The sequence below is a fragment of the Streptomyces sp. x-19 genome (assembly GCF_046549115.1).
Classification (GTDB): domain Bacteria; phylum Actinomycetota; class Actinomycetes; order Streptomycetales; family Streptomycetaceae; genus Streptomyces; species Streptomyces albulus_C.
The window spans coordinates 247,969-273,576 of sequence record NZ_JAJPWK010000005.1 but is presented as its reverse complement, the minus strand read 5'-3'; the positions used below and the strand labels follow the sequence as shown (position 1 = coordinate 273,576).

Sequence of the window (25,608 nt, the reverse complement as noted above, 5' to 3'; positions counted from 1 at the left end):
CGGCGTACACGAGGGGCGGCAGGGCGGCGGGCCCGCCCGGGGAGTGTTAGAAATAGCAACATGGCCGCAGGGTCCGGCCGATACCGGCGCGCAACAGTACGGTCACTGACCGAACGACGCCCGCAGAGTCTCGCGGGGCAGGTCTTCCTGCTCCAACTCACCGTCGGTCTCCTGCTCGTCCTGGGCGCGCTGGCGGCGCTGCTGCTGACGTCCCGGCACGACGCCGAGGAGGAGGCGCGCAGCCGCTCGGTGGCGGTCGCGGAGACGTTCGCCCACTCCCCAGGCGTCCAGGCCGCACTCCGCTCCCCGGACCCGTCGAAGATCCTGCAACCCCTCACCGAGGCGGCCCGCCAACGCGCCGGCGTCGACTTCATCGTCGTGATGAACACCCACGGCATCCGCTACACCCACCCGATTCCGCGGGAGATCGGCAAGCCGTTCGTCGGCACCATCGGCCCCTCGTTGGCCGGCCGGGTCCACGTCGAGAGCGTGTCCGGGCCGCTCGGCCACGAGGTGCAGGCCATCGTGCCCGTCGACGACTCCCACGGCACGGTGGTGGGCCTGGTCGCCGCGGGGATGAAGGTGGCGAGCGTGAGCCGCGCGATCGCCGGCCACCTCCCGGTGATCTTCATCATCAGCGGTGCGGCGCTGGCCCTCGCCACGGCCGCCACGGCGGTGATCACCACCAGGCTGCGGCGCCAGACCCGCGGCCTGGGGTCCGTCGAGATGAGCCGCATGTACGAGCACCACGAGGCGGTGCTGCACGCCGTGCGGGAGGGCGTGGTCATCACCAGCGCCGAAGGCCGGCTGCTGCTGGCCAACGACGAGGCCAGGCGGCTGCTGGCGCTGCCCGACGACGCCGAGGGCCGGGCGGTGTCCCAGCTGCCCGGCCTCGCCCCGGGACTGGCCGGCCTCCTGTCGTCGGGCCGGTCCGCCACCGACGAGATCCACCAGACGGGCGGCCGGCTCCTCGCGGTGAACCAGCGGCCCACCGACCGGCACGCCGCCGGCATGGGCACGGTCACCACCATCCGCGACTCCACCGAGCTGCGGCTGCTGTCCGGCCGCGCCGAGGTCGCCCACGAGCGTCTGCGGCTGCTCTACGACGCCGGGGTGAGCGTCGGCACCACCCTCGACGTGGCCCGGACCGCCGAGGAACTCGCCGACGTCGCCGTCCCGCGGTTCGCCGACTACGTCACCGTCGACCTGGCGGCCCCGGTCCTGCACGGCGACGAGCCGACCGGCAGCGGCGCCCAGCAGATGCGCCGCACCGCCGCGCACGGCGTCCGCGCCGACCACCCGTTCCTGCCCGCCGGCACCCCCATCACCTTCGTGGACGGCACGCCCCAGGCCCGCGGGATGGCCAGCGGCCGCTCCCAGGTCGTTCCGGACCTGTCGACCACCCCCACCTGGCAGCTCCAGGACCCCGAGCGGGCCCGGCAGGTCCTGGCGTGCGGCATCCACTCGCTGATCACCACGCCGCTGCGGGCCCGCGGCAACATCCTGGGCGTGGCCAACTTCTGGCGCGCCCAGGGCTCGGAACCGTTCGACGAGGAGGAGCGGTCGCTGGCCGAGGAACTGGTCGCGCGCGCCGCACTGAGCATCGACAACGCCCGCCGGTACACGCGCGAACACGCCCTGGCGGTGACCCTGCAACGCAGTCTGCTGCCGCGCACCCTGCCCGAGCAGAGCGCCATGGAGGTGGCCCACCGCTACCTGCCCGCCCAGTCGGGGGTGAGCGGTGACTGGTTCGACGTCATCCCGCTCTCCGGCAGCCGGGTCGCGCTGGTCGTCGGCGACGTCGTCGGCCACGGCCTGCACGCCGCGGCCACCATGGGCCGGCTGCGCACCGCGGTGCACACCTTCTCCACTCTCGACCTCACGCCCGACGAGCTGCTGGGCCACCTCAACGACCTCGTCGACCAGATCGACCAGGAGGAGGCCGAGACCGGCAGCGACACCATCGTGACCGGTGCCACCTGCCTGTACGCGATCTACGACCCGGTCTCCCGGCGCTGCGGCATGGCCCGGGCCGGCCACCCGCCGCCGGCGCTGGTCCACCCCGACGGCACCGTGGAGTTCCCGGAGCTGCCGGCCGGCCCGCCCCTGGGGCTGGGCGACGTGCCGTTCGAGACCACGGAACTGCACCTGCCCGAGGGCACCCAGATCGTGCTGTACACCGACGGGCTGGTCGAGGAGCGCACCCGGGACATCGACGTGGGCATGGAGATGCTGCGCGGCGCGCTGTCCCGGCCGGGCCGGTCCCCGGAGGAGAACTGCCGGGCGGTCCTGGACCGTCTGCTCCCGGAACGCCCGCGCGACGACGTGGCGCTGCTGATCGCCCGCACCCGGGTGCTCGGCCCGGACCACGTCGCCTCCTGGGACGTGCCGTTCGACCCCGCGGCCGTCGCCGGGATGCGCTCCAGCATCTCCGCCAAGCTCGCCGAGTGGGGCCTGGACGACCTCGCCTTCGCGACCGAGGTCGTGATCAGCGAGCTGGTCACCAACGCGCTCCGGTACGGCTCACCACCGGTGCGGGCCCGGCTGCTCCGCGACCGCAGCCTGGTCTGCGAGGTGGCCGACGGCAGCAACACCTCGCCGCACCTGCGGTACGCGGCGACGACCGACGAGGGCGGGCGCGGCCTGTTCCTGGTGGCCCAGCTCACCGAGCGGTGGGGCACCCGCTACACCCCGCAGGGCAAGGTCATCTGGGCGGAGCAGCCGCTGCCGGCGAACGGCGCGGAGGAGCCTGCGGGGTCCGAGGGGCCACAGCCCGCTCCGTAGCCCCTCAGCCCGCGGCCGGCGGCACCACCCACCCCCGAAGCCGTACGTGCCGAGGGCGCCGGCGGTGCCGGGGACGCCCTGGTGTCCCGTGCCGGCCGGTGACTCACCCCGACGGCCGGGCGGGCGTGCGACGCGCCGGCGGGCTCCCCATCCTGGACCGGGGCCGGCCTCGATCCGGTGGTGCACCCGCGCGCACGGCCGCCGTGCGCCGATCACGTCGCGGAGAGCGGAGAGTTCATGAGGCTTGTGGTCGATCTCAACCGGTGCCAGGGGTACGCCCAGTGCGCCTTCCTCGCGCCGGACGTGTTCACCATGCACGGGGACGAGGCGCTGATGTACGACCCGCAGGCCGACGACTCCCAGCGGGAGCACGTGCGCAGGGCGGCGGACGCCTGCCCGGTGAAGGCCATCACCCTCGACTACGCGGACCTGGACGGCGCGGCGGAGGCGGGTGGGTCCCGTGACGATTGACGGATACCTGGAGGCGTTCCGGCGCGAGGGGCGCATCGTCGTCGTCGGTGCGTCGCTGGCCGGTCTGCGGGCCGCCGAGGCGCTGCGCGCGGAGGGCTTCGCGGGCACACTCACCCTGGTCGGCGACGAGCCCCACGAGCCGTACGACCGGCCGCCGCTGTCCAAGCAGGTCCTGTTGGGCAAGGTGCCGGCGGACCACACGCGGTTGCCCAGGGTCCGTCCGGTCGACGCGCAGTGGCGGCTCGGGTCCGCGGCCACCGGGCTGGACCTGGCGGCCAAGCGGGTGCGGTTGGCCGACGGCGATGTGCTCGACTACGACCGGCTGCTGATCACCACCGGGGTGCGGGCCCGTCCGTGGCCCCACGAGTTGGAGGCCGAACTCGACGGGGTGTTCGTGCTGCGCACGCAGGACGACGCCGTGCAACTGCACCACCGGCTGGCGGCCGGGCCGCGGCGGGTGCTGGTGATCGGGGCCGGTTTCACCGGCTCGGAGATCGCCTCCGCCTGCCGCGAGCGGGACGTGCCGGTCACCGTGGCCGAACGCGGCGCGGCGCCGCTGGTGGGCGCGCTCGGCGGGGTGGTCGGCGAGGTGGCCGCGGAACTCCAGCGCGCACACGGCGTCGACCTGCGGTGCGGGGTGCAGGTCACCGGGTTGGAAGGGGACTCCGCCGGCCGGGTGCGCACGGCGCACTTCTCGGACGGCACCGCGGTCGCGTGCGACGTGGTGGTCGTCGCTCTGGGCGCCACCCGCAACACCGAATGGCTCGCGGACTCCGGGCTGGGCGCCGGCCCGCGCGGCATCGCCTGCGACGCGGGGTGCCGCGCGTTCGACGTCCGGGGCATCGTCACGGACGACGTCTTCGTCGCCGGTGACGTGGCCCGTTCGCCGCATCCGCTCTTCGGCTACCAGTTCCTGTCGTTGGAGCACTGGGGCAACGCGGTGGCGCAGGCCGAGGTCGCGGCCCACAACATGGTCAGTGCCAGTGCCGAGCGGCGGCCGCACCTGTGGATGCCGTCCTTCTGGTCGGCGCAGTTCGGCGTCAACATCAAGTCCGTCGGCGTGCCGCCGATGGCCGACCAGATCATGGTCACCCAAGGGTCGCTCGCCGAGCAGCGCTTCACCGCGGCCTACGGCTTCCAGGGGCGGGTCATCGCCGCGGTCACCTTCGACCAGGCGAAGTGGCTGGACTTCTACGAGCGGCAGATCGAGCGGGCCGCGTCGTTCCCGCCGGAGTTCACCACGGTCGACCGGCGCCCCGAGGGCCGGCAGCCGGTGGCGGCCGGCTTCCCGGACCCCTCGCAGCCCAGCCACGGCCCCACCGTCACCCTCAGCGGGTACTCCCCGACCGACCGGCGCGTCTCGTTCACCCCGCGACGCGCCTGACCCGAGTACGCCGACCGGTCGTCCCCGGCCGCAGCACCTTGGAAGGACACGCCCATGACGTCGGTCGCACTCCTGCGCCAGGTCCTCGACTACGCCAACCGCCCCGACCCGTACCCGCTCTACGCCGAACTGCGCCGGACGCCGGTGGTGCGCGACGAGGCGGGGCCCTATCTGGTCAGCACGTACTGGGCGGTCAAGGGGCTGCTGCACGACCCGCGGATCAGCTCCGACGCCCGGAACCTGACGCCCGAGGCGGCCGAGGCCACCGGCCAGGAGCAGGACCCCAACCTGCCGCCGTCGTTCCTCCGGCTCGACCCCCCGGAGCACGACCGGCTGCGCCGGCTGGCCATGCGCCCGTTCGGGCCGCCGCACACCCCGCGCCGGGTGTTCGAGATGCACGGCGAGCTGGCCGGGATCGTCACCGGGCTCATCGACGGCCTGCGCGGGCGGGACGCCATCGACCTCGTCGACGACGTGTCGTATCCGTTCCCGGTCACCGTGATCTGCCGGATCCTGGGCGTGCCGCGCGAGGACGAGACGCACTTCCACGAGTGGGCCGACACGATCGCCGCCGGCCTCGACCCGGTCGGCACGCCCGAGGAGCGCGCGGCCAAGATGCAGGCCGTGCAGCAGGCCCGGCGCGACCTCGCCAGGTATCTGGCCGGGCTGATCGAGGAGCGCCGGCGCTCTCCCCGGGACGACATGCTGTCCGCCCTGGCCACCGAGCACGGCCCGGACGGGCAGATGTCCCCGGTGGAGATGATCACCACCTCGGTGCTGCTGCTGATCGCCGGCCACGAGACCACGGTCAACCTCATCACCAACGGGATGCTCACCCTGCTGCGGCACCCGGACGTGCTCCAACGGTTGCGCACCGACCCCGATCTGGCGGTGCCGCTCGTCGAGGAGTTGCTGCGGTTCGAGCCGCCCGTGCAGATGCTGCCGCAGCGCACGACGCTGGCCGAGATCGAGGTCGCCGGCACGGTCATCCCCAAGGGGGCGTCCGTCTATCTGATGGTGGCGTCCGGCAACCGGGACCCGCAGCGCTTCACCGACCCGGACCGGTTCGTCCCCGACCGCCCCGACAACCAGCACCTCGGTTTTGGCCACGGGCTGCACAGCTGCTTCGGTGCGCCGCTCGCCCGGTTGGAGGCGCAGCTCGCGCTGACCGAACTCGTCCGCCGGCTCGACGCCCCGCAGTTGGTCGAGGACCCGCCGCCGTACCGGCAGAACGCGGTGCTGCGCGGCCCCCGGCACCTGCCGCTGACCATCGGCGGGATCAGGGACTGAGGCGGCCGGGCGGGCCGTCCCGCCACGGCTCGTCGTCCCGCTGCCGGTCGAGGGCGTCGTCCAGGGTGGTGGCGGCCATGATGAGCGACAGGTGGGTGAACGCCTGCGGGAAGTTGCCCAACTGCTCGCCGCCGGGGCCGATTTCCTCCGCGAAGAGGCCGACGTGGTTGGCGTAGGTCTGCATCTTCTCGAAGGCGTAGCGGGCCGGTCGGAGCCGGCCGGCCCGGGCCAGGGCGTCGACGTAGAGGAAGGTGCACAGGCTGAAGGTGCCTTCGGAGCCGCGCAGGCCGTCGGGCGAGGCGAGCGGGTCGTAGCGGTAGACGAGGCTGTCCGACACCAGGGTGCGCTCGATCGCGTCCAGGGTGGAGAGCCAACTCTCCGTCTGGGGCGCCAGGAAGCCCACGCGCGGCAGGAGCAGCAGCGACGCGTCGAGCACCGCGCCGTCGTAGTGCTGGACGAGCGCCCGCTGCTCGGCGTCCCAGCCGCGCTGCATGACCTGTTCGAGGATGGCGTCGCGGGCCGCGGTCCACCGGACGGTGTCGGCGGGCCGGCTGTACACGGCGGCCAGGCGCAGGCCCCGGTCGAAGGCCACCCACGACATCATCCGGCTGAACGTGAACTCCTTGCGTCCGCCGCGGGTCTCCCAGATGCCCTCGTCGGGCCGGTCCCAGGAGTCGGCGAGCCAGTCCAGGGTGCGGGCGAGGTTCTTCCAGCCGTGGTAGCCGGCCCGCATGGCGATCTCGCGCCCCTCCGACAGGGCGTAGAGCGCCTCGCCGTAGATGTCCAGCTGCAACTGGTCGGTGGCGGCGTTGCCGACGCGCACCGGGGCCGAACCGCGGTAGCCCTCCAGATGGGACAGCACCTCCTCCGGGAGGTCGGGGTCGCCGTCCACCCGGTACATGATCTGGAGCGGTTCGTGCCGATCGTCCGCCGCGGGCTGGAGGCGGTCTCCCAACCAGCGGGTGAACTGCGCCGCCTCCTCGGCGAATCCCAGGTCGAGCAGGGCCCGGACGGACAGCGACCCGTCGCGGACCCAGGTGTAGCGGTAGTCCCAGTTGCGTTCGCCGCCGACCTGTTCCGGCAGTCCCATGGTGGCGGCGGCGACCGGTGCGCCGGTGGGGGCGTAGGTGAGCAGTTTGAGGGTGATCGCCGAGCGGTGCACGGCCCCCGGCCACCGCCCCCGGTAGCGGGAGGTGCGCACCCAGCGCTGCCAGAAGTCCACGACCTCCCAGAAGCGCTCCGCCACGGCGTCCGGGGTCAGCGGCGGCGGGGCGGGCGCGTCGGGTGCGGCGTCGACGGTGAGGACGGCCCCGGCCACCTGTCCGGTGCGCAGCGTGACGGTGCCCACCGCGTCGTCGCCGTCGCGGTCCAGCGGGAAGGTGCTCTGCAGGTGCGCGGTGACGCCGGGCGCCCTGAAGGTGGCGGTGCCGTCGTGCAGGTCGCAGGTGTGGGCGGCCCGCGCGTAGTCGAAGCGCGGCCGGCATTCCAGGTCGAAGCGGACCGTGCCGCGGACCGCCCGGGCGCCGCGGAGCAGCACGTGCCGGGCGGACGGCGTACCGGTGCGGTCCGGGGGCATGCAGTCGAAGACCTCGCCGACGCCGTCGGGGGACATGAAGCGGGTCACGAGCACGGCGGTGTCCGGGTAGTAGAGCTGTTTGCAGGTGCTGCCCCGGCCTTCCGGGGCGAAGCGGAAGTGGCCCCCGCGGTCGTGGTCGAGGAGGGCGGCGAAGACGCTGGGCGAGTCGAACCGGGGCGCCGGGAACCAGTCGACGACCCCTTCGGACGAGACCAACGCCGCGGTCTGGAGGTCGCCGACGACGCCGTGGTCCGCGATGGCTGGGTACCGTTCCATGATCATCCCGCTTCCGTGGGGCGTGTACCTCCACTGTCAGCCCGCGCCGACGGGCGCGCGAAAGCGGCGGCCGGGGCCGGGCGGTGCGGGGCTCAGGCCGCGTCCGCCCCGGTGGAGCCCGGCCGGCCGCCGCTCCGGTGACGGCGCAGAGTGATCACGAAGACGTGGCTGCTGACGGCCAGCATCCACAGCGGGAAGACGAGTTCGACGTGGCCCTCGCCGCCGACGGCGAAGAGCAGCACCAACGCGACGAGGTAGCCCAGCCACACCAGCCAGCGGGGGAAGATGCCGAGCCGGTGCCCGATGGTGGTGGTCGACACCACGAACACGGCGGCCATCCGCGTCGCGTAGCTGGTCAGCAGCTCCAGGACGAGGTGGCGGCCGTACTGCCAGAGCACCCGCTCCCCCGCCGACGCCGAGGGCGACGCGTCCGTCACGGCCAGCAGGCTGCCGGTCGTCGCCGCGAGCACGAACAGCATCGCCACGAAGAGCAGTCCGCTGCCGAGGAACAGCGTCGAGAAGAACCGGTCCTCGGCGGCGCCGACGAAGTCCCGCACCGCGCCCATGAACCACAGGAAGAAGATCCCGGCGAACGGCAACAGCATCAGTGCGGTGTGCAGGAAGCCCCGCTGGGAGGTGTCGCGGATCCAGTCGGCGGCGTCCTCGGAGTGCTCGGGGACCGCCAGGCGCACGAGGAGGACGGCGACCCCCAGCAGCACCGCGGAGACCATCCCGGCCACCGCCGCGACCCGGGGTGTCCGCAGCACGCGGGCCGTTGCCGTGGTCCCGTCGGTCGTTCGCATCGCGTTCTCCCGCTGCTCGTCACGCCCGCCGTCCGACGACCGCGCGGCGGGCCCGGACCGGCCGGTCCACCGGCGGTTGCGGCAGGCGCCTGACTGCCAGTTCTACGACCGGGCCGCGCCCCGCACCGGTTCGCCCGGGCCACTCGGGTGAGCACCCGGGCGGCCCCGCCGCAAGGGCGCGGAACTCGTGTGGCACTGCCGGGCCGGCCTTGCCAGGCTGGGAGGTGACGACCGTCCCGAGGAGGAGAGAGCCATGGCCGGTCATGTGAACCTCGCCTACGACTACCCGGTGCTCGGCGCCTTCTGGACCGCGATGTGGGTCTTCCTGTGGATCATGTGGGTCATCCTGCTGTTCCGGGTCGTGCTGGACGTCTTCCGCGACGACACGATGAACGGCTGGGCCAAGGCCGGTTGGCTGGTCTTCGTCCTGGTGCTGCCCTTCCTCGGCGTCTTCGTGTACGTCGTCGCCCGCGGCCGGGGCATGGGCCGCCGCGAACAGCAGCACGTCCGGGCCCAGCGCGAGGACGTCGAGCGGTACATCCGCGACACCGCCGGTGCCGGCGCCGGCACCAGCGCGGTGGACCAGCTCGCCAAGCTCTCCGAGATCCGCGCCCGCGGCGACATCAGCGACGAGGAGTTCGCCCGCGCCAAGGAGAAGATCCTGCACTGACGCACGGGCCGATTCACCCGCCTGCACCTCCGCCTCAGCGGCGGAGCAGGCGGGTGAAGTAGGCGGTGCGCTCCGGTCCGGCGTACCGCAGCAGCGCGCCCAGACCGTCCGCCAACGGCAGCTGCCGCTGCGGCACCACGACGAGTTCCGCGCCGGTGCGCACCGCGGCCCCGAGCAGCGCGGCCCGGGCCGGTCCGCCGCGGAAGCCGAGCGCGCCGTAGGGCTCCAGGTCCGCGTCGGCCGGGTCGGGTGCCGGGGCCTCGGCCGGTACCGGAAGCCGCTCCGGGAAGCCCAGCGGGACGTTGAGCAGCACGGTGCCCACCTGGGCTCGCCGCAGTGCGGTCACGACGTCCGACAGGCCCTCGACGGCGCCGTGCCGGCTGTTCCGGCGGGCCCGGAACAGGTCGAGGCGGGCCCGGTCGGCGAGGCGCAGTTGCCCCTGGAACGCCGCGGCGAGGTCGTCCTCCATCAGGGCCCGGCCCTCGGGGACCGGGTGGCCGTTCCCGCTGCCGGTGACCAGGCGCTTGCGCCAGCGCACCGACAGGTGGTCGGCCAGCGCGTCGCGGGCCCAGGTGACCCCGCCGAGCACGATCGTCTCGGCGCCGGTCCGCCGGGCCAGGTCGACGATCCGGTCGGCGGCCGGCCCGGCGCCGTCGTGCCAGCGCCCGGCGGGACCGCGCTCCCGGTGGCAGACGCCGGGCGCGACCGCGCTGCTCGGCCACGTCCCGGCCTGGAACGCCAGCTCCAACTCGCCCGGCAGCGCGGCTTCCGGACGCGGCCGGCCGTGCACGGTGGCGGCGACGTAGCGAATGTCCGGCGCGTGCTGCACCGCCAGCGGCAGCAGGTCGGGCAGCGCGGTGTAGGCCGCCTCGTCGCGCGCCGGCGGCTCGGGCAGCTCCTCGGTCAGGACCACCCGCCCCCGACTGGCGACGATCGCCTGTCCGTGCCGGCCGGCGATCTCCCGGTCACGGCCCGCGACGGCGACGACCGCGTCCACGGTGGCGTCGTCGGCGCCCTGTTCCGCGAGTGTCACCCGGACCCGGCGTCGGCGGTGAGCCATCTCCCGGTCCGGCTGGGCGGTGTCCCGTGAGGTGTCGAGGTAGGCGCAGACGTACGGTCCCCCGCTCGCGTACACCGCATTCAGGAAGGCCAGTTCCACGGTGCCTCCACACTGTGCGACGTTCCCCCGCCCCCGTGCGCACGCGTTCGGCGTGCCTTTCCCCAGTACAGCCCGAGGGGCCCGGCGCCGCGCGCCGAGGTCGCTCCTCGGCGCGCACGATCCGCCCGGAACTGGTCTGCTGGAGGCTGAGGGCCGGCGCGCCCGACGTCCGAGTGCGCCGGGCGCGCCGGGGACGGCGCTCCCGGCGGACCCTCCCGAACGAGGCGGACCAGAGCCATGACCACATCACGGGACCTGATGATCACCGCGCTGGACGTGGCGCCCGGCCGCCCGGTGGAGCAGGGCGACCTGTCGCTCGCGCTCGCCGGGGCCGAGGTGATCGACCTCCTCGCCGCCGAGGCCGTCAGGTTGGACGACGACCGCATCGTGCCCGGGTACCGCCCCACCCACACCGATCCGCTGCTGGCCAGGGCCGCGGCGTCGCTGATCCGCGAGTCGCCGTACGAGTCGGTCGCCGACTGGCTGTGGCGCCGGGGCCGCGGCCTGTCCGCCGCCTACCTGGCGGCCCTCGAAACGGACGGGCTGGTGACTCGGCAACCGCGCCGCGGGATGCGCTTCCGGGCCGGGAACGTCGTGCTGGCGGATTCCCCGGACCGGCGCGCCGCGGCCGATCGCCGGGCCTCGGACGAGCCCGTCCTGGCCTTCCTGGGGGCGGTCCTGGGGCTCCGCGGCGCGGGCGGGAGCGGCGACACCACCTCACCGAGCGTGGACGACGACGGCGTGGACACCGTGCTCGCCGCGGTCCACGACGCGCTGCTGCAGTTGGAGGCCCTGCGCCAACGCCGGGCCATCGAGCAGGCCGCCTTCGACAACATCTGGCGCGGCGACTGACGCGCCGGGGTCGGTCGCCGCGCGGGCGTGCGGCCGCACCGGCGCCGGCGGCTCACCCCGCGGCCTCGACCCAGCGCGCGAGGTTCGCCAACGCCGTGCGCGCACCGGCCTCGTTGGCGTCCGCCGGGACGGCGTCCGGGACGCCCGCGTGGACGAGGACGACGGTGGTGCCCGCGCCGGCGGGGACGAGCGTGGTGGTGAGCGTCATGGTGCCGGCGAAGCGCGGGTCGTCGGTGTCGAACCGCACCACCTCGACGACCTTCTCGAAGGGCACGAGTTCCACGAAGCGGCCGTGGTAGGTGTCGGTGCGGTCCGCGGACTTCCCGACGCCCGGCCGCCCGTCGTCGTAGGTGAGCGAGACCCGGAAGGCGCCGCCGACCCGGACGTCGAACTCGTGCACCCGGCCGGTCATGCCGTCCGGGACCCGCCAGTTGGCGACCGCCCGGGCGTCGAGCAGCGCCCGGTAGACGGCGGCGGGCGGGGCGCTGACGTAACGGGACACCTCTGTCGGGTACATGGGGCAACCCTAGGACGTGTCGCTTCCCGGCGGCTGCGGCGCCGCCCGGTACCACCGGCCGCGGGTCCTCAACCCCATGGCGGGAGCCGGGTGCAGGCATCGAGGCGCACGCCCCGGGGCGTCCCGTGCTTCCGTACGCCCTGCCGTGGGTGCCGTCCGGCGAGGTACGTTCGTCGTTCGACCGACGCACTGTGTGCAGTGCTCCGGCCCACACGACGGGCGCCGCATCAGGACCGAAGTCTCGCGCGTGGGGAGACCTCCCTTGGCTGACCGACCCTATCCCTACCGATCCGCGCTGATCACCGGCGCCTCCAGTGGCATCGGCACGGCCATGGCACGGCAACTGGCGGCCCGGGGTGTCTCCCTGGTGCTCGTCGCGCGCCGGGAACCGCTCCTGCGGGACCTCGCCGAGGAGCTGCGGCACGCCCACGGCATCGAGGTGGAGGCGTTGCCGGCCGACCTCACCGACGCCGGGCAGACGGCGCGGGTGACCGCCCGCCTCACCGATCCGGACCGACCGATCGAGCTCCTGGTCAACAACGCCGGTTCCGGCGGGTCCGGCGTCTTCGCCAACCTCCCGGTGGACCTCGAAGAGGCCACGGTCCAGCTGAACAACCAGGCCGTGGTGCGCCTGTCCCGGTCCGTGCTGTCCCGGATGCGGGCCGCCGGACACGGCGGCGTCCTCAACGTGTCCTCCTTGACCGGCGAGTTGCCGTCGCCGTCGCTCGCCACCTACGCCGCGACCAAGGCGTTCCTCACCCACTTCTCGGAGGACCTGGCCATCGAGAACCGCGGCTCCGGCGTCCACGTCACCGTGGTGCTGCCGGGGCTGACCAAGACCGACTACTTCGCCGCGAACGGCCTCGCCCCGGCCTGGGTGCCCGGGTTCTTCTGGCTGGAGGCGGACCAGGTCGCCGCCGCCGCGCTCAAGGCCGTCGCGGCCGGCACCCGGCGGTGCGTGCCCGGTGTGCCCTACAAGGCCGCGACGACGCTGCTCACGCTCACCCCCCGACCGCTGCGACGGGCCCTCGGACGCTATCTGTGGCACCGGTGACCCCGTCGGCACCGGCCGCCCCGGGCCCGGCCCCCCGCGGGCGCCCGCGCGCGGGGGCCGGGCGGCGGGTCAGGACATCGCCCCGTTGCCGGGAACGGGGACGCGGCGTCCCTCGGCGGCGGGGGCACCCGCGCCGGCCAGGAGCCGGTCGACGTACGCGGAGATCGCGGGGATGACCGAGGTCATGCGGGGGCGCCAGCCGGGCACGGCGTTGACCTCGCAGAGGGTGTGGCCGCCGTCGGCGGTGAAGAGCAGGTCGACCCCGGCGACGGACAGGCCGAGCGCCGCTGCCGCCCGCACCGCCAGGGCTTCGCCCTCCGGATGGCGGCCCAGGCAGAGTTCGGCGGTGGCGCCCCGGGCGAGGTTGGAGGCCAGCGACCCGTCGCGGGAGCTGCGGATCTGGGCGGCCACCGGCTCGCCGTCGACGACGACCACGCGCAGGTCCCGGCCGTGGGAGGCGGCGACGTACTCCTGGAGGAGCAGCGGTACCTCTTGGGCGAGGCTGCCCGACAGCGCCCGCAGCAGCTCGGTGTCGGGGGCGAGGAACACCGAGGAGCCGTTCCGGCCGTTGACGGACTTCACCACGCACGGCGTCCGCAGCTGCGGGCTGCGCACCACGCCGGCGAGCGGTGCGGTGGCGTACGAGAGGGTGTCGGGCACCGGGAGGCCGGCCGCGGCCAACTCCTGCAACTGCCAGAGCTTGTTGCCGCACCGGTGGTGGGCGGCGGCCGGGTTGATCAGCACCGCGCCGAGGCGTTCCAGGTGCCGGAGCAGGGTCAGTTCACGGTGCTCGGACATCGAGCCGGGCGTCTGCCGCACCAGGACGACCTTGGGCGGCGGCACGTCCTGACCGCCCAGCGTCTGCAACACCAACCGGCCGTCGCGGACGCCGAAGAGGAGTTCGTCGGAGTGCCAGACGGCGAACCGCGGGCCGTGGGCCCGCTCCAGTGCCTGGCTGAGTGCGCGGGTCGCCCGCATCAGGGGCGCCGGGTGCTCCCGCGCCAACATCCAGACTTCGGCAGGCTCGACGATCGCCGACGGCATCCACGCTCCTCTTCCGCAACTGACCTGCGTCCGAGGGTAGCGGCGGCACGCGTCGCCGTGCACGTCATCGGCCCACCCGGAAGATCGGGGAGCGAGGGCCGGTCCGCCGTCCGGTTCCTTCTGGGGCCCTGGTCGGCTCGGCGTGGCGGAGCGGGCGCGGACTGGTTCCGGTGCGTCGGGTGGGTTTCCCGATCAGCTTCGGGTCTCCTCGGTGTCGAGGCCGAGGACGGTCCGCAGCAGGCCGGGGAAGCGCGCGTCGAATTCCGGGCGCAGCGAGACCCAGCAGCGGGTGCCGTCCGGTCGGCTGTGGGTGATGCCGCCCTGCCGGAGCCTCTTCATGTGGTGGCTGAGGGTGGACTGGGCGACGCCGAGGCCGTCGAGGTCGCCGGCGAGGTGTTCCCGGCCGTCGGTCAGCACCCGCACGACGGCACGGCGGGTCGGGTCGGCCAGGGCCGCGAGGGCGTCGGAGAGCGACACCGAGGAGAGCTGCGGATGGTCGAGTGAGCGCATGGCGCCAGTGTAGACAGTTAATCGATGTTCGACGAACATCGATGTATCGTGAAAGACAACGGAGCCCCCCGGCTTCGCCGGATACCGAACACGACGACAGGGGAACGTCATGATCGTCGACCACCGCGTCTACACCGTCCAACCGACCCGCGTCGCGGACTGGGTGGCGCTCTACCGGGAGAAGGGCTACCCGCTCCAGGCGCGGCACCTGGGCCGCTGCGTGGGCTGGTACGTCCCGGTGGAGGGCCGGCTGGACCAGGTCGTCCACCTGTGGGCCTACGAGGACCAGGCCGACCGGGAGCGGCGCCGGGCCGCGCTCTACGCGGACCCGGAATGGCAGGCGTACCTCGCAGAGATGAAGCGGGAGGGCCTGCTGCTCAGCGCGGAGAACCGGATCCTCGCACCGACCGACTTCTCCCCCGTTCCGTGACGCCGGCGGGGCCGGGCGCGGCCCACGGCGCGACGGCCGGTCAGCCCACCAGCGACTGGGTGCCGAGAACGGTCAGCAGGGCGAGGCGTTCGGCGTCCTCGGTGCCGGGCTCGGCCGTGTAGAGCATGATCCGCAGGTCACTGCCCGCCACCGTGAGCACATCGCAGTCCAACGTCACGGCGCCCACGTGCGGATGGTCGATGGTCTTGCGCGCGGCGTCGTGGTGGCCGACCGCACCGGAGTCCCACAGCTCGGCGAACCGGTCGCTGTCCGCCCGGAGTTCCGCGACCAGTCGCCGCAGGGTCGGGTCGGACGGATAGCGGGCGGCGGCCGCGCGCAGGTCGCCGACGAGCGCCGCCTCGAAGGCGCGCCGGGAGTCCGGAGTGTGCCGGGCCCGGGTGCCCGGACCGAGGAAGTGCCGCCACACGCCGTTGCGTTGGTGTCCGCGCCACCCGGAGGGGTCGCCCATCAGGGCCGCGTAGGGCGGGTTGGCCACCAGCAGCGTCCAGGTCGCGTCGTAGACCGCGACGGGCGTCCCGGTGAGCCGGTCCAGTAGCCGCTGCACGCCGGGGGTGAGGTGGGTGGGGACCGTCTCCGGACCCGGGGGCGCCAGTTCGGCCAGCCGGAACAGGTGCGCGCGTTCGGTCTCGGACAGCCGCAGGGCCCTGGCGAGGGCCTCGACGACCTGGGTGGACGGGTGGGCGGCCCGGCCCTGTTCGAGCCGGGTGACGTAGTCGACGGAGATCCCGGCGAGCAGCGCCAGTTCCTCCCGGCGCAGACCGGCCGCACGGCGGTGGCCGCCGGCGGGCAGGCCGGCCGTCCCGGGCGGGATGCGGTCGCGCCAGCGGCGCACCGCCCGCCCGAACTCCGCCGTCGCCATGCCCACCATTGTGCCCCGTCACGCACCCGCCTTCCTGGTACTGCCGGTCCCAGGAAGGCGGGACGGCTGGCTGCCCGCACCGCCCGGGACGAGTCTGGAGGCATGACGACAACACTGATCACCGGAGCGAACAAGGGTCTCGGGTTCGAGACCGCCCGGCGGCTGGTCGCCGCCGGGCACGCCGTGTACGTGGGCAGCCGGGACGCCGAGCGGGGACGCCGGGCCGCCGAGCGACTGGGGGCCCGGACGGTCCTCCTGGACGTGACCGACGACGCGTCCGTCGCCGCCGCGGCACGCACCGTGGCGGCGGACGGCGGACTGGACGTACTGATCAACAACGCCGGCGTCGAAGGGCGGACCGGGGACGCCGGCGTGATCGGGGCCGCGGACGCGACCGCCGACGCGGTGCGGCGGGTGTTCGAGACGAACGTCTTCGGCGTGGTGCGGGTCAGCCACGCGTTCCTGCCGCTGCTGCAACGGTCGGCCGCGCCGGTCGTGGTCAACGTCAGCAGCGGCCTGGCCTCGCTCTCCCACGTCAGCGATCCGGACTCCCCCGCCTACGGGTACCCGGGGGTCGCCTATCCGGCGTCGAAGGCCGCGGTCAACATGCTCACCGTGCAGTACGCGAAGGCGTTCCCGCACATCCGGATCAACGCCGTGGAGCCCGGCTACACCGCCACCGACCTGAACGGGCACACGGGCACCCAGACCGTCGAGGAGGGCGCCGAGATCATCGTCCGGATGGCGCCGGTGGGCCCGGACGGACCCACCGGCGGCTACTTCGACGTCAGCGGTCCCCTTCCGTGGTGACCGCGCTCCGCACCGGTGCGGCGTCCGGGCGCGCCACGACCGGGGCGCGGCGGTCCGCGGCGGAGCCGGCGCCGCGCCGCACCGTCCAACCGGTGGAGCCGGTCAGCGCGGCGCGCAGGGCGGGGTCGCGCACGGCGGTGGTGCCGTCGGTGACGGTCGCCGTCAGCCGGTGGTCGCCGCGGCCCACCGCCACCTCGCGGAGCGCCACCCGGTCGCGGTTCCGTTGGCCGGGCAGTTCGCGCCCGTCGAGGTACCACCGCACGGTCAGCGGGCCGTGGCCGGCGTCGGGCGTGCGGGGCAGGGCGAGGCGGGCCGTGGTCTGCCAGGTGCGGGAGCGGTCGGCCGGCGCGGCGGGGGTGGCGTGCCGGTAGAACCCGGCGACCATGGCCTCCGCGCCCGGCAGGTTGAACGGCTTGCCGAGGGTGCGCATCAGGGAGTCCTCGGTGGGGCGGAAGAGCCCCTTGACGTAGTAGTTGCCGCCTTCGTACGCCCCGACGGCGCCCCCGTCCGGCGAGGTCTCGCCGAGCCAGCGGTACCACTTGGTGCGGGCGCCGCCCATGGCCGCCGCGTCCAGCACCGACGAGTTGGCCTCGGGCTTCTCGGGGCCGCTGTACTGCTCGTACTCGGGGACGCCCGGGTAGGCGTACTCGTCGGCGAGCTTGCCGAGGGAGTGCCCGGTCTCGTGGACGGCGACCTGGCTGGAGTCCCGGTCGTGTGCGGAGGCAGTGGCGATCCCCTCGTAGCCGAGGGTGGGACTGGCCTCGTTGTAGCCGGCGCCGCCGTACTTGCTGCTGTTGGCGAGCACCAGCACCAGATCGGCCTGCGGTGCCTTGGCCACGTAGGCGTCCACCTTCTGCTGGTCGATGCAGAGCAGGCGTTCGGTGCCGTCGCACCAGAAGTGCGCGCCGAGGGCGGTGTTGCGGGTGACGTCCTTGCCGGGGTCGCCGCTGACCCCGCTCTCCGCGGAGACGGCGTCGACGGTCCAGACGTTGAAGAGCTTCTGGTACGTGCGATAGGGCTCCACGCCCAGGAAGTCGTTCCACTTCTCCTTGGCGTCGGTGTGGAACCGGTCCAACTCCCCGGCGGTGTAGCCGTCACCGATGACGACGACGTCGAGCCGGTCCTTGGTGTCGCCGTTGTCGATCACCTTCGTGACCCGGCCGTCGGCGCCGCCCGCGAGCGCCTTCGGGGCGGCGCCCGGGGCGGTCGGGAAGGTCCGGGGGACGTCGCGGTAGCCGGCGCCCGCCGCACCGCCGGCGGGGCCGGGGACCTCCACCCGGACCCGGGGGTCGGGCGCGGCCGCGGCGGGGGCGGTCAGGCTCGCGAAGGCGAGCGCACAGGCCGCGGCGACGGCACCCAGCCGGACGCCGCGACGCATCGATATGTGCACGAAGTGCTCCTATGAGGTGGGGGTTGGGTGCACCCGGCCGGACGCGAGGCAACGATGGCACGGGAAACCCGTCCCGGGCCGGGGGCGACGCGCGGGAGGGCCGCCGTGTGAATCCGGCGGGCGGTTGTGAATGCGGAGCGCCCGGTGGGCCCGGCCTGCGGGCGCCGGGCGGACGGGGTGGGCGCGGCGGGCGACCCCGACCGGAATATTCACAGGCGTGGCCGGCGTCTGCCGGACGAGGCCGAACCGCTCGGCCGCCGGCCGAACCGCGCTCGTGCCAATGGACCAACAGGCCGCCGGGCCAACGGACTCGCGGGACGAAAACCGCTGGCCCACGGAGCCGCCCGCTGGCAGGGTCTCCGGTCATGACGGACGTCGACGCCCTCCGGATCAGCACGCTCGCCGAGCGGCCGGCGCTGCTCCCCCGGATCTACGAGATCGCGGAGACCTGGCCGGCCTTCGTCCCGCACGATCCGGTCGCGACCGCGTTCCTGGGCCGGGTGGCCGAGGACTTCCCCGCGCACTGCGTCGTGGCGACCGACGGCGACCGGGTCGTGGCCCGCGGGCTGAGCGTGCCGTTCGACGCCACGTTCGCCGGCCGCGAGGAGATGCCCGGCCGCGGGTGGGACCAGGTGCTGACCTGGGCCTACCGCGATCGGGACCGGGGGCTCCCCCGCACTCCCGCGACGGCCAGCGCGCTGGAGGTCACGGTGGACACCGGGTACCTCCGGCGCGGGCTCTCCGCCCGTCTGCTGGGCGCGCTGCGGAGCGCCGCCGGCCAGCAGGGGCACGACGTCCTGTGGGCGCCCGTGCGGCCCACCGCCAAGCACCGCGAACCGCACGTCCCGATGGCCGACTACGTCCGTCGGCGGCGTGCCGACGGGTTGCCGACCGACCCGTGGCTGCGGGTCCACGTCCGGGCCGGCGGGACGGTCGGGCGGATCGCTCCGGCGTCGATGACCGTCAGCGGCTCCCTGGACCAGTGGCGGCGGTGGACCGGCCTGCCCTTCGACCGGGACGGCCGGATCGACGTGCCGTGCGCCCTCGTCCCGGTGCACTGCGACACCGCGCACGACCACGCCGTCTACGTCGAACCGAACGTCTGGGTCCGGCACCGCACGGTGCGACCGGACACCGGAACCCCCGCGCCGTGGTCGGCCGGAACTACCCGGGGGTCCGTGGGCTGACGAGCATGCGGATGTCGTCGGCGGCCCAGAGGACGAACCGTTCGACGGGGGTCACCTCGTCCCCCGCCACCGGGCGGAACCGGAACCGCTTGAGCAGCACCGCCAGCACCAACTCGGCCTCGACGACGGCCAGGGCGGCGCCCTCGCAGCTGCGCGGTCCGAACCCGAAGGGGACGTGGGCCAGTTTCGGACGCCCGGCCGCCGCCTCCGGGGTGAACCGCTCGGGCACGAACTTCTCGGGTTCCGGCCAGTACTTGGGGTTCATGTGCACGGCCCAGAACGGGTAGAAGACGGTGGCCCCGGCCGGGACGAGGTAGTCGCCCACGGCCAGGTCCTCGGCCGTCTCCCGGGCGCCGTACGGGCCCGGTGGGTAGCGCCGCATCGCTTCCTTGAGGGTCATGCCGAGGTACGTCAGGCGCCGGAGGTCGGCGTACTCCGGCGCCGCCCGGTCGCCGAGCACCCGGTCCACCTCCTCGGTCACGCGGGCCGCCACCTCGGGGTGCCGCCCCAGCAGGTACAGCGTCCAGGAGACGGCGACCCCGGTCGTGTGGTGGGCCGCGAGCATGATCATCATGACGGTGTCGCGGATCCGCGCGGGCCGTTCGCCGGCCGCCACCAGCGCGCCGATCAGATCGCTCCGGTCGGTCCGGCCGGCACGGCGGTGGGCCGCGACGACCCGGTCGACGGTGGCCCGCAGTCGGGCGAGGGCCGCCGCCGCCCGCTCGGCCCGTTCGGCGCGCTCCGCCGGCCCGACCGCGCCGGGCACCTCGTAGAGCCGCCCCAGGTGCTCGGTGAGCACCTCCTCGAACGCGGTGACGACGCCCTCCGGGTCCGTCACCTCACCGCCGAACGCGTACGCGCAGATCATCCGCAGGGACAGCGCGGTGAGGTCCCGCTGCAACGTGACGGGCGTCCGGTCGGCCTGCTCGGCCCAACGGTCCGCGAGCGCCGTGGTCAGCGCGGTGAACTGCCCGAAGTGCCGCTCGTGGGACGGGCGTCCGGCCAGCACCGACAGCAGCAGATGGCGCCAGGGCCGGTGTTCGGCGGCCGGTAGCACCTGGAGGTTGCCCGCCTCGCACAGCGGCTCCAAGAACGCGAACGGTCGCACCGGCCGCTCGTCGAGGCCGGCCGTGGCCTCCAGCAGGACCGGGTCGGAGATCGACACCGCCAGCTTCGTTCCCGGCAGTTGGAAGCGCACGACCGGTCCGTACTCGTCGTGCAGCCGCAGCTGGTAGGCGTGCAGTCCGCCGGCCGCCGCGATGGCGCCGGCCCCGCCGTCCGCCCGGGGCTCCGGGCCGGGGAGGGCCCTGGCCGCCCCGCCCGTCTGACGGCCCGTTCCAGAGGTCACCCTCGACTCCCCTCGCAGCGGCGGTCGGCGACCGCCTCGTCGTCCGGGTCCGGAAGACCGGCGGACCCCAGTGGACCACTGCCGCCCGGATCGTGCCCACCCCCTCGGACCAACTCGCGCCCCGCCGCGGGGACTCCGCGCGCGACGGGAGCTACGAGGACGACGGCTCCGGGACCGCCGTCGGCCGGCTGGTCTAGGTTGGTCCGATGTGGGGTGGGAAGCGGCCTGGACGAGCGGGGGACGTGCGGGCGCGATGGCGGGCGCTCCCGCGGTGGGCGCGCTGGACCGGTGCGGTGTACGTGCTCGGGTTCGCCGAGGGGACCGCCGCGCACTGGCTGGATCTGGCACGCGGGGGCATCCACGTCTACGCGGCGTTCGCCACGGTGCCGTTGCAGGTGTTCTTCGTGGGCCTGGCGCTGCTGGATCCGCTGACCGTCGCGTGGGTGGGGCTGGTGCGTCCGGCGGGAATCCGGTGGGCGGCCGTCGTCATGACGCTGGACGTCGCCGCGAACTGGTGCGTCAACTGGCCGCTGCTGGTGGCGGATCCGACCTGGGTGTGGCGCCCGGTGGGGTTGCTCCCGATCACGCTCTTCGGGCTGTTCGTGGTGGCGACGGCGGTTCCGCTGCTCAGGGCCGTGGGCGCGGTGCGGGGGCGGCTCGACTGCGCGTCCCGGTGACGGGCGTTCGCGGTGACCATTTTGGGTGGTGCGGCGTTGGTCCTGGAAACCGGCCGGTCCCGGAGGCCGGTGGGTGGGGTCGGGGGCGCGCGTCGCCGTGGTTGGGCCCGGCGTGCGTCCCCGACGGACCTCAGGGGCGGCGGGCCGCATCGTGTCCGCGGACGCCAAGGGCCCCCGCGGACATCCCGTCCCTCAGGCGTCGGTGGTCGCCGGCGCCCGCAGGCCACCCGCGATCCGCTGCCACTTCGCGAAGACCGCCAGCAGTTCGTCGGCCGGTGCCCGATCCAGTTCGGCGTCGAACCGCCGGGCGAGGGACGGGCTGGCTAGCGCCTCACGAATACGCTCGATGGTCCATGGCACGGTGCTCATACCTTCCTCCCGGTCCCGCAGGGTGAAGCTGTCCAAGATAGCGGTCCGGGCGGCTCCTTGAACGCCCTGCCGTCCGCCGCAACCCGAAGACGAGGCGAACTGCCGGACGCCGCGGTGGAGCGGCCGGGGCGGACGCGGGCGGACGCCGCGCGCCGCGGGCCGGTCCGGACGGGCGGCGGGCGTCCCGAGGGACGCGGGTACCGCACCGGGTCGCCGCGGCGACCCCGGGGACGTACCGCCGGGGGCCGGGACGCGCCGGGCCGCGGGCCGGTGCGGAACGGGTCCGGGCGGTCGGTCCGCGGCAGGTGCGGGCCGGCCGGGGACGGCCGCGGGACCGCCATTCGGGGGAGGAGGTGCGCCGGGCCCCGCTCCCCCGGCCGCCGGGGAATCGGCCACGGGAGCGGGGCCCCGGGCACCCGGCGGCGACGCGCCGGCGTGCGAACGGCACCGGTGGCGTCGATCCTGAAGCAAGGAGTCGCACGTCGCGGCGACCACGCAGCGGACGACAGCACAGGGAACGAGCACCACGCACCCGCACACAGGCAGCGTGTCGCGGCACCGTCGTGACAGCGGAACGGACGCACATGGGCAACGGATTCATGGGTCCGGAGGGTTACGGCCCGGACTCGTTTGGTGACTTTCTCGCCCGGTTCTTCGGGCGTTCCGCGCAGTCGCCGGGTGAGGAGGGCGGCTCCCCGATGCCGCGGCAGGCCGACATCGCCCGGCTGATGAGCGGGCCGGCCCGGGACCTGGTGACCTCCGCCGCCGCGTACGCCGCCGAACACGGCAGCCCCGAGTTGGGCACCGAGCACCTGCTGCGGGCGGCGCTCAGCACGGAGCCGACCCGGAGCCTGATGCAGCAGTCGGGGGCCGACCCGGACGCGCTGGCCGCCGAGATCGACCGCAACGCGGGGTCCGGGCCGCTGCAGAAGAGCGTCGCGGTGACCCCGGCGGTCAAACGGGCGCTGCTGGGGGCGCACGAGCTGGCGCGCGGCACGGGGGCGTCGTACATCGGGCCGGAGCACGTGCTCGAAGCGCTGGCCGCGAATCCGGACTCGGCGGCCGGGCGGATCCTGCACCTCGCCCACTTCGACCCGCAGGCGGCGGCCACCGGGCCCGGCGGCGTGGGGCCGCACCAGCCGTCCGGATCGAGCGCCGAGCACGGTGCGGTGCCGCACCACGACACCCCGACGCTGGACAAGTACAGCCGGGACCTGACGGACCTGGCCCGGGCCGGCCGGATCGATCCGGTCATCGGGCGGGAGGAGCAGATCGAGCAGACCATCGAGGTGCTGTCGCGGCGCGGGAAGAACAACCCGGTGCTGGTCGGCGACGCGGGCGTGGGGAAGACCGCGATCGTGGAGGGGCTGGCGCAACGGCTCGCCGACGGGGAGGTCCCGGAGACGCTGGCCGGCCGGCGGATCGTGGCACTGGACCTGACCGCGGTGGTGGCCGGGACGCGGTACCGCGGCGACTTCGAGGAGCGGATGAACAACATCATCGAGGAGGTCCGGGCGCACTCGGACGCACTGATCGTCTTCATCGACGAGCTGCACACCGTGGTGGGGGCCGGCGGCGGCACCGGCGACGGCGGCGCCCTGGAGGCCAGCAACATGCTCAAACCGGCGCTGGCGCGCGGGGAGTTGCACGTCATCGGGGCCAGCACGCTGGAGGAGTACCGGCGGTACATCGAGAAGGACGCCGCGCTGGCCCGGCGCTTCCAGCCGATCCTGGTGCCGGAGCCGACGGTGCCCGACACGGTGCAGATCCTGCGCGGGTTGCAGGACCGCTACGAGGCGCACCACCAGGTGCGGTACACCAACGAGGCGGTGCTGGCGGCCGTGGAGCTGTCGGACCGGTACGTCACCGACCGGTTCCTGCCGGACAAGGCGATCGACCTGCTCGACCAGGCGGGCGCCCGGGTCCGGCTGCGGTCGGCGACCAAGACGCCCAGCGTGCGCGACATGGAGCGCGAGGTGGAGCAGCTGGTCCGGGACAAGGACCAGGCGGTCCACTCCGAGCAGTACGAGCGGGCGACCGAGCTGCGGGACCGGATCGCCGCGCTCACCGAGCGGATCCGGACCGTCCAGGACACCCAGGACGAGCGGCCGGTGGGCGGCGACGGGCGGATCGTGGAGGTCACCGCCGAGGACGTCGCGGAGATCGTGTCGCGGCAGACCGGGGTGCCGGTCAGCAGTCTGACGGAGGAGGAGAAGGACCGGCTGTTGGGGCTGGAGGGACGCCTCAAGGACCGGGTGATCGGGCAGCAGGACGCGGTGGCGGCGGTGTCGGAGGCGGTGCTGCGCTCGCGGGCGGGGCTGGCCGACCCGAACCGGCCGATCGGCAGCTTCCTGTTCCTCGGCCCGACCGGGGTGGGCAAGACCGAACTGGCCCGGGCACTGGCCGAGGCGCTGTTCGGCAGCGAGGACCGGATGGTGCGGCTCGACATGAGCGAGTACCAGGAGCGGCACACGGTCAGTCGGTTGATCGGCGCCCCGCCCGGATACGTGGGCCATGAGGACGCGGGCCAGCTCACCGAGGCGGTCCGGCACCACCCGTACTCGCTGCTGTTGCTGGACGAGGTGGAGAAGGCGCACCCGGACGTCTTCAACATGCTGCTGCAGGTCCTGGACGACGGGCATCTGACGGACTCTCAGGGACGTACGGTCGACTTCAAGAACACCGTGATCGTGATGACCAGCAACCTCGGTTCGGAGGCGCTCAGCGGCGGGCGGGGCGTGCTCGGCTTCGGCTCGGCGGAGACGGGCGCGGACGACGGTGCACGGGAGCGGGCACTGGGCGCGCTGCGCGCGCACTTCCGGCCCGAGTTCCTCAACCGGCTCGACGAGATCATCGTCTTCCGCCAGCTGACCGACGAGCAGCTGCACCAGATCACCGGCCTGCTCCTGGAGGGCACCAGCCAGCGGCTGCACGCCCAGGGCATCGCCGTGGACTTCTCCCCCGCCGCCGTGGACTGGCTCACCCGCCGCGGCCACCAACCCGAGTACGGGGCCCGGCCGCTGCGCCGCACCATCCAGCGCGAGATCGACAACCGGCTGTCGCGGATGCTGCTCGACGGGGCGCTGACCGCCGGCGACCGAGTGCGGGTGGACGTCACGGACGGCGAGCTGGCCTTCCAGGCCAGCCCGGCGGAGCGAACGGTGTGAGCGCCGCCGCGGCGGACGCGGAGGAGTCGCGCTGAACGGTCGACGTCAGGACGCGAGCGGTCCCGAGCCGGACCGGCGGGGCCGCAGCGAGACGCCGGAGCAGCGCGCCGACCGTCGGTGGAGCGAGCTGCTCCAGGAGGTGCGGGTCATTCAGACCGGCGTGCAGATCCTGTTCGGCTTCCTGCTCACCGTCGTCTTCACCCCGCGGTTCGCCGTGCTCGACGCGACGGACCGGACCATCTACGTGACCACCGTCCTCCTGGGCGCGGCGACCACCGGTGCGCTGGTGGGGACGGTGACCTTCCACCGGTTGGTGACCGGCCACCGCCTGAAACCGCAGACCGTGCTGTGGGCGTCGCGGCTGGCGCTGGTCGGGGTGGTGCTGCTGCTCGGCACGGTCGCCTCGGCGCTGCTGCTGATCCTGCGGCTGGCGCTGAACGAGAGCGCCGCGCCGTGGGTGGTGGCGGGCCTGGTCCTGTGGTTCGTGGTGTGCTGGTTCGTGCTGCCTGCATGGGTGCTGCACCGCTACGCGTCGTCGGAATGAGGCCCGTGCGGGGCCCCTGCGGGCCACCGGGGGTGGTGCGACGATGGAGGAGGGGTGCGGCACGCCGGTGGCCGGCGGGCGGCTCCGCGGTCCCGGCGCCTTCGACGGAGCCGCGGAACGGAGGTCCGCCATGACCGTATGCGAGGTCTGCGGGAACGACTACGCGCGGGGGTTCGACGTGCACATCGACGGCGCGGTGCACTCCTTCGACTGCGTGGAGTGCGCCGCGCACCTGCTGGCGCCGACCTGCGAGAACTGCCGGTGCCGGATCCTCGGGCACGGGCTGGAGGCGGGCGGCCGCTTCTTCTGCTGCGCGCACTGCGCACGGACCCGGGGCGTCCGCGAGCTGGCCGACAGCGTGGCGTGAGGTCCGCCGGGTCCGGACGGCCGCCGCCCGGACCCGGCATCCCGTCCCG

The 25,608-nt window shown here is 74.2% G+C and carries 24 protein-coding genes; 14 read left to right on the top strand and 10 right to left on the bottom strand.

All coding sequences use genetic code 11. The features are described from left to right. Window positions 1–60 precede the first annotated feature (60 nt). From ACLJT4_RS15955 to ACLJT4_RS15940, 4 genes are all read left to right on the top strand, one after another. A complete protein-coding gene (locus ACLJT4_RS15955) occupies window positions 61–2,784 on the top strand; it encodes a SpoIIE family protein phosphatase (protein ID WP_411122976.1) in 2,724 nt (907 codons plus the stop codon). Between the two features lie 237 nt (window positions 2,785–3,021). Further along, entirely contained in the window at window positions 3,022–3,255 is a 234-nt protein-coding gene (locus tag ACLJT4_RS15950; RefSeq protein WP_020929174.1) for a ferredoxin, read from the top strand. Beyond that, the gene (locus ACLJT4_RS15945) at window positions 3,245–4,639 is read left to right on the top strand and encodes an NAD(P)/FAD-dependent oxidoreductase (protein WP_411122975.1); all 1,395 of its coding nucleotides are present in this window, start codon (window positions 3,245–3,247) and stop codon (window positions 4,637–4,639) included. Before ACLJT4_RS15950 ends, ACLJT4_RS15945 begins: the two co-directional genes overlap by 11 nt. A gap of 54 nt (window positions 4,640–4,693) precedes the next feature. Continuing rightward, window positions 4,694–5,929 (top strand): cytochrome P450, encoded by a 1,236-nt coding sequence (locus tag ACLJT4_RS15940; protein ID WP_411122974.1) that lies wholly within the window; start codon window positions 4,694–4,696, stop codon window positions 5,927–5,929. On the opposite strand, the gene ACLJT4_RS15935 is transcribed toward ACLJT4_RS15940, so the two are convergent. Both ACLJT4_RS15935 and ACLJT4_RS15930 read right to left on the bottom strand, forming a co-directional pair. Further along, the gene (locus ACLJT4_RS15935; protein WP_411122973.1) at window positions 5,919–7,781 is read right to left on the bottom strand and encodes a glycoside hydrolase family 15 protein; all 1,863 of its coding nucleotides are present in this window, start codon (window positions 7,779–7,781) and stop codon (window positions 5,919–5,921) included. The genes ACLJT4_RS15940 and ACLJT4_RS15935 overlap by 11 nt on opposite strands. Window positions 7,782–7,873: 92 nt before the next feature. Continuing rightward, entirely contained in the window at window positions 7,874–8,584 is a 711-nt protein-coding gene (locus ACLJT4_RS15930) for a hypothetical protein (protein ID WP_411122972.1), read from the bottom strand. Window positions 8,585–8,837: 253 nt separating this feature from the next. Between ACLJT4_RS15930 and ACLJT4_RS15925 the strand changes: the two genes are divergently transcribed. After that, window positions 8,838–9,254: an SHOCT domain-containing protein gene (locus ACLJT4_RS15925; RefSeq protein WP_037631919.1), complete on the top strand. Its 417-nt coding sequence runs from the start codon at window positions 8,838–8,840 to the stop codon at window positions 9,252–9,254. Window positions 9,255–9,288: 34 nt separating this feature from the next. Here the strand turns inward: ACLJT4_RS15925 and ACLJT4_RS15920 are convergent, their stop codons facing one another. After that, complete coding sequence (locus tag ACLJT4_RS15920) at window positions 9,289–10,413, bottom strand: hypothetical protein (protein ID WP_411122971.1); 1,125 nt, start codon at window positions 10,411–10,413, stop codon at window positions 9,289–9,291. Window positions 10,414–10,650: 237 nt separating this feature from the next. Between ACLJT4_RS15920 and ACLJT4_RS15915 the strand changes: the two genes are divergently transcribed. After that, complete coding sequence (locus tag ACLJT4_RS15915) at window positions 10,651–11,265, top strand: GOLPH3/VPS74 family protein (RefSeq protein ID WP_411122970.1); 615 nt, start codon at window positions 10,651–10,653, stop codon at window positions 11,263–11,265. A gap of 52 nt (window positions 11,266–11,317) precedes the next feature. Here the strand turns inward: ACLJT4_RS15915 and ACLJT4_RS15910 are convergent, their stop codons facing one another. Further along, window positions 11,318–11,782, bottom strand: coding sequence for an SRPBCC family protein (locus tag ACLJT4_RS15910; protein WP_411122969.1), 465 nt, complete (start codon window positions 11,780–11,782; stop codon window positions 11,318–11,320). Window positions 11,783–12,044: 262 nt separating this feature from the next. On the opposite strand from ACLJT4_RS15910, the gene ACLJT4_RS15905 reads away from it, so the two are divergent. Then, window positions 12,045–12,836 (top strand): SDR family NAD(P)-dependent oxidoreductase, encoded by a 792-nt coding sequence (locus ACLJT4_RS15905; RefSeq protein ID WP_411122968.1) that lies wholly within the window; start codon window positions 12,045–12,047, stop codon window positions 12,834–12,836. Window positions 12,837–12,905: 69 nt separating this feature from the next. Here the strand turns inward: ACLJT4_RS15905 and ACLJT4_RS15900 are convergent, their stop codons facing one another. Further along, window positions 12,906–13,880 carry a RimK family alpha-L-glutamate ligase gene (locus ACLJT4_RS15900; RefSeq protein WP_411122967.1) on the bottom strand — a complete coding sequence of 325 codons (975 nt, stop codon included), beginning with the start codon at window positions 13,878–13,880 and terminating at the stop codon, window positions 12,906–12,908. Between the two features lie 192 nt (window positions 13,881–14,072). Next, window positions 14,073–14,390, bottom strand: a complete 318-nt coding sequence (locus tag ACLJT4_RS15895; protein ID WP_411122966.1) for an ArsR/SmtB family transcription factor — start codon at window positions 14,388–14,390, stop codon at window positions 14,073–14,075. A 109-nt stretch (window positions 14,391–14,499) separates the two neighbouring features. Here ACLJT4_RS15895 and ACLJT4_RS15890 point away from each other — a divergent pair, with 109 nt between their 5' ends. Beyond that, window positions 14,500–14,820, top strand: a complete 321-nt coding sequence (locus ACLJT4_RS15890; protein WP_016574943.1) for an NIPSNAP family protein — start codon at window positions 14,500–14,502, stop codon at window positions 14,818–14,820. Window positions 14,821–14,860: 40 nt separating this feature from the next. Here ACLJT4_RS15890 and ACLJT4_RS15885 read toward each other — a convergent pair whose 3' ends face one another. Continuing rightward, window positions 14,861–15,700 (bottom strand): helix-turn-helix transcriptional regulator, encoded by an 840-nt coding sequence (locus ACLJT4_RS15885; protein WP_411122965.1) that lies wholly within the window; start codon window positions 15,698–15,700, stop codon window positions 14,861–14,863. Between the two features lie 102 nt (window positions 15,701–15,802). Here ACLJT4_RS15885 and ACLJT4_RS15880 point away from each other — a divergent pair, with 102 nt between their 5' ends. Next, on the top strand, window positions 15,803–16,510 hold the full coding sequence (locus ACLJT4_RS15880; protein ID WP_411122964.1) for an SDR family NAD(P)-dependent oxidoreductase: 708 nt from the start codon (window positions 15,803–15,805) through the stop codon (window positions 16,508–16,510). Here ACLJT4_RS15880 and ACLJT4_RS15875 read toward each other — a convergent pair. Next, entirely contained in the window at window positions 16,488–17,900 is a 1,413-nt protein-coding gene (locus ACLJT4_RS15875) for a M64 family metallopeptidase (protein WP_411122963.1), read from the bottom strand. The two genes, ACLJT4_RS15880 and ACLJT4_RS15875, sit on opposite strands and share 23 nt — an antisense overlap. Before the next feature lie 365 nt (window positions 17,901–18,265). On the opposite strand from ACLJT4_RS15875, the gene ACLJT4_RS15870 reads away from it, so the two are divergent. Continuing rightward, window positions 18,266–19,087, top strand: coding sequence for an N-acetyltransferase (locus ACLJT4_RS15870; RefSeq protein ID WP_411122962.1), 822 nt, complete (start codon window positions 18,266–18,268; stop codon window positions 19,085–19,087). Here the strand turns inward: ACLJT4_RS15870 and ACLJT4_RS15865 are convergent. Next, window positions 19,065–20,435, bottom strand: a complete 1,371-nt coding sequence (locus ACLJT4_RS15865) for a cytochrome P450 (RefSeq protein ID WP_411122961.1) — start codon at window positions 20,433–20,435, stop codon at window positions 19,065–19,067. The two genes, ACLJT4_RS15870 and ACLJT4_RS15865, sit on opposite strands and share 23 nt — an antisense overlap. A 242-nt stretch (window positions 20,436–20,677) precedes the next feature. On the opposite strand from ACLJT4_RS15865, the gene ACLJT4_RS15860 reads away from it, so the two are divergent. After that, window positions 20,678–21,112 (top strand): hypothetical protein, encoded by a 435-nt coding sequence (locus ACLJT4_RS15860; RefSeq protein ID WP_411122960.1) that lies wholly within the window; start codon window positions 20,678–20,680, stop codon window positions 21,110–21,112. A gap of 192 nt (window positions 21,113–21,304) precedes the next feature. On the opposite strand, the gene ACLJT4_RS15855 is transcribed toward ACLJT4_RS15860, so the two are convergent. Further along, window positions 21,305–21,481 (bottom strand): hypothetical protein, encoded by a 177-nt coding sequence (locus ACLJT4_RS15855; protein ID WP_165479631.1) that lies wholly within the window; start codon window positions 21,479–21,481, stop codon window positions 21,305–21,307. Between the two features lie 584 nt (window positions 21,482–22,065). On the opposite strand from ACLJT4_RS15855, the gene ACLJT4_RS15850 reads away from it, so the two are divergent. The 3 genes from ACLJT4_RS15850 (at window position 22,066) to ACLJT4_RS15840 (ending at window position 25,559) form a co-directional block, all read left to right on the top strand. Continuing rightward, entirely contained in the window at window positions 22,066–24,648 is a 2,583-nt protein-coding gene (locus tag ACLJT4_RS15850) for an ATP-dependent Clp protease ATP-binding subunit (RefSeq protein ID WP_411122959.1), read from the top strand. A 31-nt stretch (window positions 24,649–24,679) separates the two neighbouring features. Continuing rightward, window positions 24,680–25,192, top strand: coding sequence for a DUF6328 family protein (locus tag ACLJT4_RS15845; RefSeq protein WP_411123183.1), 513 nt, complete (start codon window positions 24,680–24,682; stop codon window positions 25,190–25,192). A gap of 130 nt (window positions 25,193–25,322) precedes the next feature. Further along, a complete protein-coding gene (locus ACLJT4_RS15840; RefSeq protein WP_037632079.1) occupies window positions 25,323–25,559 on the top strand; it encodes a hypothetical protein in 237 nt (78 codons plus the stop codon). Window positions 25,560–25,608: the final 49 nt, after the last annotated feature.

Bases quoted from the DNA above. Each gene is read 5' to 3' on its own strand.
- ACLJT4_RS15880 (WP_411122964.1), top strand. From the start codon at position 15,803: ATGACGACAACACTGATCACCGGAGCGAACAAGGGTCTCGGGTTCGAG.
- ACLJT4_RS15890 (WP_016574943.1), top strand. From the start codon at position 14,500: ATGATCGTCGACCACCGCGTCTACACCGTCCAACCGACCCGCGTCGCG.
- ACLJT4_RS15930 (WP_411122972.1), bottom strand. From the start codon at position 8,584: ATGCGAACGACCGACGGGACCACGGCAACGGCCCGCGTGCTGCGGACA.
- ACLJT4_RS15855 (WP_165479631.1), bottom strand. From the start codon at position 21,481: ATGAGCACCGTGCCATGGACCATCGAGCGTATTCGTGAGGCGCTAGCC.
- ACLJT4_RS15955 (WP_411122976.1), top strand. From the start codon at position 61: ATGGCCGCAGGGTCCGGCCGATACCGGCGCGCAACAGTACGGTCACTG.
- ACLJT4_RS15925 (WP_037631919.1), top strand. From the start codon at position 8,838: ATGGCCGGTCATGTGAACCTCGCCTACGACTACCCGGTGCTCGGCGCC.
- ACLJT4_RS15950 (WP_020929174.1), top strand. From the start codon at position 3,022: ATGAGGCTTGTGGTCGATCTCAACCGGTGCCAGGGGTACGCCCAGTGC.
- ACLJT4_RS15895 (WP_411122966.1), bottom strand. From the start codon at position 14,390: ATGCGCTCACTCGACCATCCGCAGCTCTCCTCGGTGTCGCTCTCCGAC.
- ACLJT4_RS15935 (WP_411122973.1), bottom strand. From the start codon at position 7,781: ATGGAACGGTACCCAGCCATCGCGGACCACGGCGTCGTCGGCGACCTC.
- ACLJT4_RS15915 (WP_411122970.1), top strand. From the start codon at position 10,651: ATGACCACATCACGGGACCTGATGATCACCGCGCTGGACGTGGCGCCC.
- ACLJT4_RS15940 (WP_411122974.1), top strand. From the start codon at position 4,694: ATGACGTCGGTCGCACTCCTGCGCCAGGTCCTCGACTACGCCAACCGC.
- ACLJT4_RS15840 (WP_037632079.1), top strand. From the start codon at position 25,323: ATGACCGTATGCGAGGTCTGCGGGAACGACTACGCGCGGGGGTTCGAC.
- ACLJT4_RS15850 (WP_411122959.1), top strand. From the start codon at position 22,066: ATGGGCAACGGATTCATGGGTCCGGAGGGTTACGGCCCGGACTCGTTT.
- ACLJT4_RS15900 (WP_411122967.1), bottom strand. From the start codon at position 13,880: ATGCCGTCGGCGATCGTCGAGCCTGCCGAAGTCTGGATGTTGGCGCGG.
- ACLJT4_RS15910 (WP_411122969.1), bottom strand. From the start codon at position 11,782: ATGTACCCGACAGAGGTGTCCCGTTACGTCAGCGCCCCGCCCGCCGCC.
- ACLJT4_RS15870 (WP_411122962.1), top strand. From the start codon at position 18,266: ATGACGGACGTCGACGCCCTCCGGATCAGCACGCTCGCCGAGCGGCCG.
- ACLJT4_RS15885 (WP_411122965.1), bottom strand. From the start codon at position 15,700: ATGGCGACGGCGGAGTTCGGGCGGGCGGTGCGCCGCTGGCGCGACCGC.